The organism is Streptomyces sp. NPDC093801, assembly GCF_040701585.1.
Taxonomy (GTDB): domain Bacteria; phylum Actinomycetota; class Actinomycetes; order Streptomycetales; family Streptomycetaceae; genus Streptomyces.
Genome location: NZ_JBFBDP010000024.1, coordinates 114,000 through 126,064 on the forward strand (window position 1 = coordinate 114,000; position 12,065 = coordinate 126,064).

Below are 12,065 nucleotides of genomic sequence, written 5' to 3' on the forward strand. Positions count from 1 at the left end.
CTCAGGCGTCCCAGAGGGTGCCGAACGCGAGGAGCTCCTCGCGGTATTCGATGCCGCCCTCCCAGTCCCGGGGCCAGGCGTCGGCGCCGAGGTGGGCGCCCGCGAAGGCGCCGGCCAGGCAGGCGAGGGAGTCGGAGTCGCCCGCCGTGCAGGCCGCGCGTCGCAGGGCCAGCAGGGGTTCGTCCGGGAAGAGCAGGAAGCAGTGGAGGGCGGTGGCCAGGGCCTCCTCGGCGATCCAGCCGTCGCCGGTGGCCAGGCACGGGTCCGTCTCCGGAGAGGGGGTGCGCAGGGCCGCCGCGAGCCGGTCCAGGACGGCCAGGCAGTCGTCCCAGCCCCGGGCCATGAAGGACTCGGGCGAGGCGTCGGAGGCGGTGCGCGTCCAGAGGTCGCCGAGCCAGCGCTCGTGGTAGCGGGTGCGGTTCTCCAGGGCGTACGAGCGCAGCCGCCCGACCAGGCCCGTCACCTCGGTGCCCTGCGCCAGGAGGTGGACGGCGCGGGCGGTCAGGTCGGAGGCGGCGAGGGCGGTGGGGTGGCCGTGGGTGAGGGCCGACTGGAGCTGGGCGGCACCCGCGCGCTCCTCGTCCGTCCAGCCGGGGACCAGGCCGACCGGCGCGACGCGCATGTTGGCTCCGCAGCCCTTGGAGCCGGTCTGGCTGGCGTCCCGCCAGTCCCGCGCCGGGTCGTCGAGCAGGCCGCAGGCCACCAGGCAGGTGCGGCCGGGGGCGCGGTTGTTCTCCGGGGAGTGGTACCAGTCGACGAACTCCTCGCGGACCGGCCGGGCCAGGCGCAGCGGCCCGACGCGGCCGCGCTCGGAGGCCGTCCGTATCCCGCGGGCCAGGGCCAGGGTCATCTGGGTGTCGTCGGTGACGATCGCCGGGCGGGGCAGGCGCATCTGCCGCCAGGGCCCGGTCTTGGCCAGGATGGACGGGACGTCGTTGAACTCGGTCGGGAAGCCGAGGGCGTCGCCCAGGGCCAGTCCGATCAGGGCGCCGGTCGCGGCGCGCTTCGGGGCGCTCACAGGGTCGGTCCTTCCGTGGGTCGCAGCAGGGGCGGGTGGAGCGTGGTCGCCGGTCCGGCCCGGTAGAGGGCGGCCGGTTTGCCGCGGCCGCCGGTGAGCCGGGCGGCTCCCGGCACGGCTTCGACGAAGCCGGGGGTGGCGAGCACCTTGCGCCGGAAGTTGGGGCGGTCGAGGCCGGTGCCCCAGACGGTCTCGTAGACGGCCTGGAGTTCCCCGAGGGTGAACTCGGGCGGGCAGAAGGCGGTGGCGAGGCAGGTGTACTCCAGCTTCGCGCCCACGCGCCGGCGGGCGTCCGCCAGGATCCGCGCGTGGTCGAAGGCGAGCCCCGAGGCCTCCGCCACCGGCACCCAGCGCGCCCGGTCGGCGTCCCCGCCGCCCCGCTCGGCCGGCTCCGGCAGGTCGGGGACGAGCGCCGTGAAGGCGACGGAGACCACCCGCATCCGCGGGTCGCGGTCGGGTTCGCTGTAGGTCCGCAGCTGTTCGGGGTGCAGGGACCGGACCAGCTCCGCCGGCAGGCCCGTCTCCTCGGCGAGCTCGCGCAGGGCCGCCGTCTCGGCGGACTCCCGGGGCAGCACGAAGCCGCCGGGCAGTGCCCAGGCCCCCGCGTAGGGGTCCTGCGCGCGCCGGATCAGCAGGACGTGCAGCACGCCGCCGCGCACGGTGAGCACGGCCAGGTCCACGGTCACCGCGAACGGCTCGAAGGCGTACGGGTCGTAGGCCCCGGGGTCCCGCGGCCCGGGTCCGGCCGGGCGGCGGGGGGCGTCACGGTCCGGCTCGCGCGGGGTCATCGGCGCTCCGGGAGCGGGTCCGCGAACCGCCAGCCCTCGGCCAGGAGGCCGTCGACCGCCGCCACGGCCTGCTCCAGCCGTGCGCGCCGGTCGCCGCCCACGACGAGGAAGCGCCGCCCGGTACGGGCGAGCTCCCGCCGGAAGCGGGCGGTCATCCAGGGCCTCGGCTGCGGCCCGTCGCGCAGGCCGTCGTCCTCGAAGGGGACCCCTTCGTGGTCCGTCAGCAGGTACAGGTCGCGGCGGGTCCGCGCGGCGATCCGCTCGACCTCGCGGTTGCGCCCGCCGACGTAGCGCTCGTGCCAGATGCCCGTGGCGAAGGAGTCGGTGTCGCAGAAGAGCACCGGGGAGCCGAGCCGGGCGGCCCGGTCCTCGTCGGCGTCCTGGCGGCGGGCGATCACCGGGAACTCCCGCGAGGTGAAGGACACGTCCTCCCAGGAGGCCGACGGGTCCGCCGCGCGGGCCGCGGCCAGCTTCTCCTCGCTGTACGCGCGCCCGTACTCGGCGACCCAGCCGGTCTTGGCCCACACCCCGCCGCGCCGCCGGTAGTGCGCGGCCAGCTCCCGCGAGAGGGTGGTGGTCCCGGTGGACTCGGCGCCGAGCACGACGACCCGCCGGGTCAGCGCGCCCCGTACGGCCGGCCCGAGGAACTCCCAGCAGCCGGCGGGGTCCGCCCGTACGGCCGTCCCGGAGACCGGGAACAGGGTGCGCGCCGGGTCGACGCAGACCTCCTCGGCGCCGAAGCGCCGGGCGAGCTCGGTGCCGTACTCCTCGGAGGTGAAGACGGCGTCCACGGGACGGCCCACCGCCGCCCGGAAGATCGCCATGTGCGCCTCCCAGACCGCCGGGTCGTGCAGGTCGACGGGGACGTCGTCGACCGCGCCGACCACGTCCGCGCCGGGGTGCTCCTCGCGCATCCAGGCGACCCGGTCGGCGAGCGGCACCGACTCCACGGAGGCGGCGCACACCAGCACGGTCAGCCGCTCGCACTGGTCCTGGGCGGTGCGCACGAGATGGTGGTGGCCGGCGTGCGGCGGGTAGAACTTGCCGAGCACCAGCCCGTGCCCGAAGCGCCTGCCGCCGCTCATGCCGCGGCCCCCGCCGCCGTCGCCGTACGGGCGTCGCCGCGCGCCGGGAGGGCGCGCCGCCAGCCGAGGAACCCGGCCGCGCACAGGGCGAGGAAGCCGACGTAGAGGACCGAGGTCAGGTACAGCCCCTTGTAGGCGTACAGCGGGACGTAGACGAGGTCGGCGGCGATCCACAGCCACCAGGACTCCAGGAGCTTGCGGCACTGCCCGTAGGTGGCCATGAGCGAGAGGGCGGTGGTGAGCGCGTCCCAGAACGGGACGGTGGAGTCGCTGACCCGGCCGAGGAGCAGGGTCAGTGCGGCGGTCCCCACCGCCCCCGCCGCGAGCAGCCAGAGCCATGCGGCGCGCGTGGTGCGGCGCACCGGCAGGGCCTCGGCGCTTCCCGGTCCACCCCCGTGGGTCCAGGACCACCAGCCGTACGCGGCGAGGGCGATGAAGACGATCTGCAGGCCGGCGTCGGCGTAGAGGCCGGCCTGGGCGAAGAGGACGATGAAGAACACGTTGTTGGCGATGCCGACCGGCCAGTTGGCGACGTGCTGCCGGGCCACCAGCCAGACGCACAGGGCGCCCGTGGCGAAGCCGAGGATCTCGGTCCAGCTCAAGTACCAGCCCATGGGGCCACCCGCTCCCTTTAATAGTCAGATTGACTATAAACAGCCGGTGGCTGCTCCGGCAAGGCGCCTGGCGCCCGCGGGAACGCGGAAGCCCGCGGTGCCGGGGGCACCGCGGGCTTCCGTACGGGTCTCGGGACGGCTAGAGGCCGACCTCGCGCATGAGCATGCCGACCTCGGTGTTGGTCAGGCGGCGCAGCCAGCCGGACTTCTGGTCGCCGAGCTCGATCGGGCCGAAGGAGGTCCGGACGAGCTTGTCGACCGGGAAGCCGGCCTCGGCCAGCATGCGGCGGACGATGTGCTTGCGGCCCTCGTGGAGGGTCACCTCGACCAGGTAGTTCTTGCCGACCTGGTCCACGACGCGGAAGTTGTCGGCGCGGGCGTAGCCGTCCTCCAGCTCGATGCCGTCCTTGAGGCGCTTGCCGATGTCGCGCGGCAGGGAGCCGGTGATCGCGGCGACGTAGGTCTTCTGCACGCCGTACTTCGGGTGCGTGAGGCGGTGGGCCAGCTCACCGTGGTTGGTGAGGAGGATGATGCCCTCGGTCTCGGTGTCGAGCCGGCCGACGTGGAAGAGGCGGGTCTCGCGGTTGGTGACGTAGTCGCCCAGGCACTGGCGGCCGTCCGGGTCCTCCATGGTGGAGACGACGCCGGCCGGCTTGTTCAGCGCGAAGAACAGGAAGGACTGGGTGGCGACGGTCAGGCCGTCCACCTTGATCTCGTCCTTCGGCTGGACGCGCTTGCCCTGCTCGGTCACGATCTCGCCGTTGACCTCGACGCGGGCCTGCTCGATGAGCTCCTCGCAGGCGCGGCGCGAGCCCATGCCGGCACGGGCCAGCACCTTCTGCAGGCGCTCGCCCTCCAGCTCGGCGCCGGGGAAGGTCTTCGGGGTCTTGATCACCGGCTTGTCGGCGTACCGGTCGCGCACGCGCTCCTCGATCCGCGCGTCCAGCTCGCGGGGCCGGGACTGGCCGCTGCGGCTGCCCGGGCCGCGGCGCGGGCCGCCGGCGCCGCCGATGCCGGGGGTCTTGGAGGCCTTGGGGCCGCCCTTGGCACCACCGCGCGCGGCCGCGCCACGGGCGCCGCCGCCGCTGCGGCCGCTGCGCTCGCCCTCGGGGCCGACGTCGTAGCGGCGCTCCTCGGGGCGCGGGTTGCGGGGGCGCTGGGGTGCCTGGTCGCGGTCGCGCGAGCCGCCCTGGCCGCCGCCGGAGGAGCCGCGGTAGCCGCCGCTGCCCGAGCCGCCGCCGGAGCCGCCCCGGTAGCCACCGCCGCCGCTGCCGCCACCGCGGTAGCCGCCGCCACCGGAGGAGCCGCCACGGGCGCCACCGCGCCCGCCGCCGCCGCTGTTCCTGTTGCCACCGTTGCCGTTGCCGCTGCTTCGCATCAAAGTTCCGTCGTCTTGTCGTCGTCTACGTCAGTGTCCGGTGCGTCCGGATCGAACGACGGCACACCTTCTTGCGTCTCGGCTTCGATCGCGTCCGCCTCGGGGAGGAAGGGCGCGAGCTCCGGGAGCTCGTCCAGGCCGCGCAGGCCCATCCGCTCCAGAAAGTAGTTCGTCGTCCTGTACAGGATCGCACCTGTTTCGGGTTCCGTGCCCGCCTCGGCCACCAGACCCCGCTGGAGCAGGGTCCTCATGACCCCGTCGCAGTTGACCCCGCGGACCGCCGAGACCCGCGAACGGCTCACCGGCTGGCGGTAGGCGACGACCGCGAGGGTCTCCAGGGCCGCCTGGGTGAGCCGGGCCTGCCGGCCGTCCAGGACGAAGGCCTCGACGGCGTCCGCGTACTCGGGCCGGGTGTAGAACCGCCAGCCCCCGGCGACCAGGCGCAGCTCGAAGCCCCTGCGCTGGACGGCGTACTCGTCGGCGAGGGCGGCGAGGGCGTCGGCGACCTCGCGGGGGGTGCGTCCGAGCACCTTGGCGAGGTGGTCGGCGGTCGCGGGCTCGTCCACCACCATCAGGACGGCCTCCAGGGCCCCCTTCAGCTCCATCAGTCCCCTGCCTCCACGACTCGGTCGAACTCGTCGGTCACCGTCGGCATGCCGTCGCCGTCGCCCCCGCACCAGCGGACGGTCAGGGTGAGCAGCGCCTCCTCCTGGTCGAGGACCACGGCCTTCTCCCGGTACAGCTCCAGCAGCGCCAGGAAGCGGGCGACGACGGTGAGGGTGTCCGGGGCGTCCTCGGCCAGCTCCCGGAAGGTCGCCTCGCCGCGCGCCTTGAGCAGGCGTACGACGAGACCCGCCTGCTCGCGGACGCTGACGAGCGGGGCGTGGATGTGGTCGACGTAGACCTCGGGCTTCGCCCTGGGCTGCATGGCCCGGACGGCGAGGCGGGCGAGGCCGTCGGCGCCGATGCCGATGACCACCTCGGGCAGCAGCTCGGCGTGGTGCGGCTCCAGCCCCACGGTCCGGGGGAAGCGGCGGCCCTCCTCCTCGGCCCGGTGCTCGAAGATCTCGGCGATCCGCTTGTACGCGCGGTACTGGAGCAGCCGGGCGAAGAGCAGGTCCCGGGCCTCCAGGAGCGCGAGGTCGGCCTCGTCCTCCACCTCGGCGGCGGGCAGCAGCCGGGCGGTCTTGAGGTCGAGGAGGGTGGCGGCGACGACGAGGAACTCGGTCGTCTGGTCGAGGTCCCAGTCGGGGCCCATGGCGCGGATGTGTGCCATGAACTCGTCGGTGACCTGGGAGAGGGCGACCTCGGTGACGTCGAGCTTGTGCCGGGAGATCAGCTGGAGCAGCAGGTCGAAGGGCCCCTCGAAGTTGTCGAGCCGCAGGGTGAACCGCCCGTCGCCTCCGGAGGGGGGCATGCCGCCGGAAGCCGCCTCCGCGGCACCGGGGACCGCCTCGGGCTCCGCGGACGGGGCCGGGTCGGCCGTCGCGGCCGGGGCGGCAGCCGGGTCGGGCGCCGCGGACGGAGCGGGGGCCGCCTCGGGCGCCGCGGACGGGGTGGGCGGGTTCGGGGGCGGGGTGGGCTCCGGGAGCCGTTGTGGGGGGCCTGCGGGGCCGTCGGCGGCTTCGTGGCCGGGCCGGGGGACCTCGTCGCCCGCCGGGGCCCCCCGCCCCGCAGCGGGCGCCTCAGCGGGCTCCGCCGGGGTGCCGGGGCCGTGCCCCAAGGGGCGGCGGGGGGGGTGGTTCGGGGGCATGCGGGTCCAGGGTGGTGCGGTGTGGATGCCGGGCGGCCCTTGCAGCCTAGGCCCTGGCCGGGCGATTCCCCGCCGACCGGGCGCGGGGCGGTGTCCCCTCCCCGCACTTCGCCCGCTCCTCCCCCGACCACCGCTGGGGGAGGAAGGGGGGCGGGGAACGGCGTCGCGGGCTCAGCGGCCCCGCAGGCGGCGGACCAGGATGCTGGCGTCGCCGCGCGACTCCAGGTCCGCCAGGACGACCGCGACCGCCTCACGGACGATCCGCCCCCGGTCGACCGCGAGCCCGTGCTCCCCCCGGAGCACCAGCCGGGCGTGCTCCAGGTCCATGAGTTCCTCGGCGGAGACGTAGACCGTGATCTTCTCGTCGTGCCGCTCGCGCCCGCTGGGCCGCCGGTTCGCGCCGCGGCCCTGCGCCTTGCCCTGCCGGGCCCCCGCGCTGCCAGAACCTTCCTGCGGCCTGCGCTGGGCGCCCACCGCCGGGGCGTCCCCGGTGGTCCTCGCCGTGCCGTCCGCCGGTGCGGCCGCCGTGTGCTCCGTACCCGCGGGCTGCGGCGCCTCCTCGGCGCCCCGCCGCGGCGAGGACGACTGGAGGGCCATCCCCCCGGTCGTGCGGAACAGTTCGTCGGCGCCGGGCAGACTCACTCGGCGGGACACCGGGCGAGCACCTCCCTGGCCAGCTGGCGGTAGGCGGCGGCGCCGACGGAGTTGGAGGCGTACGTGGTGATCGGCTCGCCTGCGACGGTGGTCTCCGGGAAGCGCACCGTCCGGCCGATGACCGTGTGGTAGACGTGGTCGTCGAAGGCCTCGACGACGCGCGCCAGCACCTCGCGGCTGTGCACCGTGCGGGAGTCGTACATCGTGGCGAGGATGCCGTCGAGCTCCAGCTCCGGGTTGAGGCGCTCCTGGACCTTCTCGATGGTCTCGGTCAGCAGCGCCACACCGCGCAGTGCGAAGAACTCGCACTCCAGCGGGACGATGACCTTGTGGGCCGCCGTCAGGGCGTTGACCGTCAGGAGGCCCAGCGAGGGCTGACAGTCGATCACGATGTAGTCGTAGTCGTTCATCAGCGGCTTGAGCGCCCGCTGGAGCGTCGACTCGCGCGCGACCTCGCTGACCAGCTGCACCTCGGCGGCGGACAGGTCGATGTTGCTCGGCAGCAGGTCCATGTTGGGGACCGCGGTCTTGAGCAGCACCTCGTCGGCCGACATGCCCCGCTCCATGAGCAGGTTGTAGACCGTCAGGTCGAGTTCCATCGGGTTCACGCCGAGGCCCACGGACAGCGCGCCCTGCGGGTCGAAGTCGACGAGCAGCACGCGGCGCCCGTACTCGGCGAGCGCGGCACCCAGGTTGATGGTCGACGTGGTCTTGCCGACGCCGCCCTTCTGGTTGCACATCGCGATGATCGTCGCCGGACCGTGGTCGGTCAGCGGACCCGGGATCGGGAAGTACGGCAGCGGGCGCCCGGTCGGGCCGATGCGCTCGCGGCGCTGGCGGGCAGCGTCGGGCGCGAGGGTGGCCGCGTACTCGGGGTCCGGCTCGTATTCCGCGTCGGGGTCGTAGAAGTGCCCCTCGGGCACCTGGTCGTAGTCGGCGAAACCAATGGGCGCATCGCCGCTGTGGTCGCCGGCCGTGGAGTTCACGTCTAGGCCGTCCATGCTCTTTTGGGGCGTCGTCATGTGCTGGTGGTTTGCGAAGGTGCGGACCGCGACGGAGCCGACAGCTTCGAGCCCGGCGGAACCCTGGTTCCGCTCGGGCGTCCCTGCTCGACCACCTCCGGGAGCAAATGTCGACTCATTCACAAGTCGTCTTACCTCCTCGGACGTGACCAGGACACTTATCGATAGGTCAGCGTTGCACCATGCCGACGGTTGGCGACTCTATGGCGTGTCACCGCCCAGCGGCAACACAATCCGCCGGACCCGGCACGATGTGTCGGCAACCGAACACCACTCTGTCAAGGGCGTACGGGCAGTCGTCATGAAGTTTCGCGGGTGCGCGAAAGGGTTAAAGGGTTACGTTCGAGGCGAGTTGAACGGCCTCCGCGGGCCCGCCGCAAACACCTCCGGCCGGACCTTGGGGGCAAGGTCCGGCCGGAGACGTGAGATTGACGTCAGTCGTTGACGGTTCAGCCGAGAAGGGCGCTGAGCTCGACGGACTCGAGGTTGTGGGCCTCGGCGACGGGGCCGTAAACGACCTTGCCGTCATGGGTGTTGAGGCCCAGCGCGAGCGCCGGGTCGCGACGGAGCGCCTCGGCCCAGCCGAGGTTCGCGAGCTGCACGATGTAGGGCAGCGTCGCGTTGGTCAGCGCGTAGGTGGAGGTGTTCGGCACCGCGCCCGGCATGTTGGCGACGCAGTAGAAGACCGAGTTGTGGACCTGGAAGGTCGGCTCGGCGTGGGTGGTCGGACGGGAGTCCTCGAAGCAGCCGCCCTGGTCGATGGCAATGTCGACAAGGACACTTCCGGGCTTCATCTTGGCGACGAGCTCGTTGGTGACCAGCTTCGGGGCCTTCGCACCCGGGATCAGTACGGCGCCGACGACGAGGTCCGCCTCGATGACGGCCTTCTCCAGCTCGTAGGCGTTGGAGACGATCGTCTTGACCTTGGTGCCGAAGATCTTGTCGGCCTCGCGCAGCTTGTTGATGTCGCGGTCGAGCAGGGTCACGTGGAAGCCCATGCCGATGGCGATCTGCACGGCGTTCCAGCCGGAGACGCCGCCGCCGATGACGACGCACTCGCCGGCGTGGGTGCCGGGGACACCGCCCGGGAGGACGCCGCGGCCGCCGGCCGAGCGCATCAGGTGGTAGGCGCCGACCTGCGGGGCCAGGCGGCCCGCGACCTCGGACATCGGGGCGAGCAGCGGCAGCGCGCGGTTGGCGAGCTCGACCGTCTCGTACGCGATGGCGGTGGTGCCGGACTCCAGCAGGGCGTCCGTGCACTCGCGGGAGGCCGCCAGGTGCAGGTAGGTGAAGAGGGTCTGGTCCTTGCGGAGGCGGTGGTACTCCTCCGCGATCGGCTCCTTGACCTTCAGCAGCAGGTCGGCGGTCGCCCAGACCTCGTCGGCGGTGCCGAGGATCTCGGCACCGGCGGCGACGTACTCGGCGTCCGTGATCGAGGAGCCCACACCGGCGTTCTGCTCGATGAAGACCTGGTGGCCGTTGCGGACCAGCTCATGCACGCCGGCGGGCGTGATGGCGACCCGGAACTCGTTGTTCTTGACTTCGCGGGGGATGCCGACCTTCATCGTCGATCACGGTCCTTGACTCAGGGGATGTTACGGGGCACTTCCATACATACCCGCCCACAAGAACGCGCAACGGGATGCACCACTGGATGTCGTGGTGAAGCCAGTCTAATGAAGGATGAGGCGCTGTCTAGCCTTGCAAACCAATAATTTCAGTCGGAGACACTGCGGATTTCGCAGGCTGCGGGGTCGTCTCCCAGCAATCTGTCGGCCGCTGACCGGTGCAGTCGTGCGGCCGCCGGGTCGCCCAGCCGGTCCAGGGTGTCGGCCAGCCTGACCTGGAGCGCGGCCTGCAGCCGCAGGTCCCCGGCACGGCGTGCGAGCTCGATCGCCTCGCGGCAGGTGTGCAGTGATTCCTCGGGCCGGCCGGCGTACTCCTGAATGCGCGCCATCTCGCTCAACGCCTTTGCCTGGCCCGGGACATCGGCCAGCCTGCGGTAGCCCGCGGCGGCCGCGCGCCAGCTGCGCAGGGCGTCCCCGTAGCGGCCCGCGTAGGTGTGCACGTTGCCGAGCCGTCCGTACAGCCGGGCCTCGTCCGAGCGCTCCCCCCGGGCGAGGGCGTGGGCCAGGGCGCGGCCGAACCAGTCGGAGGCCCTCGGCCAGTCCGCCAGCTCTTGGTACGCGCCGCCTACGGATTCCATCGCGCGGCCGGTCGCGTACGGGTCCTTCGCGGCCTTTCCGGCGGCCAGCGCGGCTCGGTAGCGCTCCAGGGCCTCGGGGGTGCGGCCGGTGGCCGCGTCCAGGTCGGCCAGGTTCAGCAGGGCCGCGGCCTGCTCCCGGTGCAGGTGGCGGCGCTCGGCCACGCCCAGGACGAGCCGGTGCAGCCCGTACAGCTCGGGGGCGGCGGCCTCGGTTCCCCGGTGCGCGGCCAGGGCCCTGACCAGCGCGGAGACCAGCCTGCGGGCCAGGGTGTCCAGGCCGCCGTCGGCCACGGCCAGGGTGGCGGAGGCGGTGAGCGCGGGCAGGCGGGTGTCCAGCCAGGTCGCGGCGGCCCGGCGGTCGGGGAAGCGGAGGGCGCGCGGGAGCCCGTCCAGGGCCTCCCGGGCCTCCGCGGCCTCGTCTTCGGGCAGGTCGGCCATGGCCTGGCAGGAGGTCAGCAGGCGTACGGTCCGCTCCAGCATCCGGGCCCGGGCCAGCTGCACCTCGGCGGGCCGCTCCCTGGCCTCCAGCAGGGACTGGAGGAAGGGCGCGAGGCAGCCGGGGAGCAGGAAGATCCCGTCCCGGTCGTGCCGTACGAGGCCCAGCCGGGCGAAGTCCTCCAGGGTGGACTGGGCCGCGGCCACGGAGCAGCCCGCGAGGGCGGAGGCGGTGTGCGAGTCGAGGATCCCGGCGGGCGCGAGCGGCAGCAGCCGCAGGGTGCGCTGGGCGGGCTGCGGGAGGGACTCGTAGACGATCCGGAAGGCGCGGCCGAGCGGGCCGGAGGTGCCCGGGGGCATCTCGTGGAGCTGCTTGGCCAGGTCGGCCACGGCGGCCTTGGGGTGGGCGGCGAGCCAGCCGCCGGCCAGGGTGAGCACGGCGGGCAGCGCCCCGCACTCCTCGGCGAGGTCCTCGGCGGCCAGCGGGTCGACGGTGATCCGGGTGTCCCCGATGATCCGGCCGAGCAGCCCGACGGCGGAGCCGGTGTCGAGCCCGCCGAGGGTGCAGGGGCGGACGTCGGGGATGCCGGTGAGGGGGCCCTCGGCGGTGACGACGACCAGGCACTCGGGGGTGTCCGGGAGCAGGGCGTCGACCTGCTGGGGGTCGGCGGCGTCGTCGAGGAGCAGGATCGCCCGCCGCCCGGCGAGGGTCTCGCGCAGGGCGGCGCTGAGGTCGTCCTCGCAGGCACCGGGCGGGGTGCGCTGCCCGAGGCCCTCCAGCAGGACGCGCACGGCCCGCTCGGTCTCCAGGGGCTCGCCGCCGGGTGCGGTCAGGCGGACGCGGACGAGCCCGTCGGGGTAGTCGTCGGCGACCTCGCGCACGAAGGCCTCGGCGAGGGCGGTCCGGCCGGAGCCGGGGCGCCCGGCGACGAGCAGCACCCGCGCGCGGGGCGCCTTGGCCTTGCGGCCGGAGAGGGTGTCGAGCCCGGTCCGCGCGATGTCCTCGCGCAGCTCCTTCAGCTCACGCCGCCGCCCGACGAAATCCGCCACGGATCCGCTCCTCTCCCTGCCTTCGGGTTGCTGAGCGTAGTTCACGCAGAGCGACGGGCCGT

The 12,065-nt window shown here is 73.8% G+C and carries 11 protein-coding genes; all 11 read right to left on the reverse strand.

All coding sequences use genetic code 11. The annotated features are described in order from the left end of the window. Position 1 precedes the first annotated feature (1 nt). Positions 2 to 1,018 carry an ADP-ribosylglycohydrolase family protein gene (locus tag AB0469_RS27015; protein WP_366454038.1) on the reverse strand — a complete coding sequence of 339 codons (1,017 nt, stop codon included), beginning with the start codon at positions 1,016 to 1,018 and terminating at the stop codon, positions 2 to 4. Further along, positions 1,015 to 1,806, reverse strand: coding sequence for an NUDIX domain-containing protein (locus AB0469_RS27020; RefSeq protein ID WP_366454039.1), 792 nt, complete (start codon positions 1,804 to 1,806; stop codon positions 1,015 to 1,017). Before AB0469_RS27020 ends, AB0469_RS27015 begins: the two co-directional genes overlap by 4 nt. Beyond that, complete coding sequence (locus AB0469_RS27025) at positions 1,803 to 2,891, reverse strand: AAA family ATPase (protein WP_366454040.1); 1,089 nt, start codon at positions 2,889 to 2,891, stop codon at positions 1,803 to 1,805. Before AB0469_RS27025 ends, AB0469_RS27020 begins: the two co-directional genes overlap by 4 nt. Then, positions 2,888 to 3,505, reverse strand: coding sequence for a nicotinamide riboside transporter PnuC (pnuC, locus tag AB0469_RS27030; protein WP_366454041.1), 618 nt, complete (start codon positions 3,503 to 3,505; stop codon positions 2,888 to 2,890). Before pnuC ends, AB0469_RS27025 begins: the two co-directional genes overlap by 4 nt. Positions 3,506 to 3,644: 139 nt before the next feature. Beyond that, entirely contained in the window at positions 3,645 to 4,883 is a 1,239-nt protein-coding gene (locus AB0469_RS27035; protein ID WP_366454042.1) for a pseudouridine synthase, read from the reverse strand. Next, positions 4,883 to 5,488 carry an SMC-Scp complex subunit ScpB gene (gene scpB, locus AB0469_RS27040; protein ID WP_366454043.1) on the reverse strand — a complete coding sequence of 202 codons (606 nt, stop codon included), beginning with the start codon at positions 5,486 to 5,488 and terminating at the stop codon, positions 4,883 to 4,885. The genes AB0469_RS27035 and scpB overlap by 1 nt, the downstream gene beginning before the upstream one ends. Then, positions 5,488 to 6,636: a segregation/condensation protein A gene (locus AB0469_RS27045; protein ID WP_366454044.1), complete on the reverse strand. Its 1,149-nt coding sequence runs from the start codon at positions 6,634 to 6,636 to the stop codon at positions 5,488 to 5,490. The genes scpB and AB0469_RS27045 overlap by 1 nt, the downstream gene beginning before the upstream one ends. A gap of 171 nt (positions 6,637 to 6,807) precedes the next feature. Continuing rightward, the gene (locus tag AB0469_RS27050; RefSeq protein WP_366454045.1) at positions 6,808 to 7,290 is read right to left on the reverse strand and encodes a hypothetical protein; all 483 of its coding nucleotides are present in this window, start codon (positions 7,288 to 7,290) and stop codon (positions 6,808 to 6,810) included. Then, entirely contained in the window at positions 7,275 to 8,312 is a 1,038-nt protein-coding gene (locus tag AB0469_RS27055) for a ParA family protein (protein ID WP_366454046.1), read from the reverse strand. The genes AB0469_RS27050 and AB0469_RS27055 overlap by 16 nt, the downstream gene beginning before the upstream one ends. Positions 8,313 to 8,761: 449 nt before the next feature. Beyond that, positions 8,762 to 9,877 (reverse strand): alanine dehydrogenase, encoded by a 1,116-nt coding sequence (gene ald / locus AB0469_RS27060; RefSeq protein ID WP_366454047.1) that lies wholly within the window; start codon positions 9,875 to 9,877, stop codon positions 8,762 to 8,764. A gap of 152 nt (positions 9,878 to 10,029) precedes the next feature. Then, positions 10,030 to 12,003: a tetratricopeptide repeat protein gene (locus AB0469_RS27065; protein ID WP_366454048.1), complete on the reverse strand. Its 1,974-nt coding sequence runs from the start codon at positions 12,001 to 12,003 to the stop codon at positions 10,030 to 10,032. Between the last annotated feature and the right edge of the window lie 62 nt (positions 12,004 to 12,065).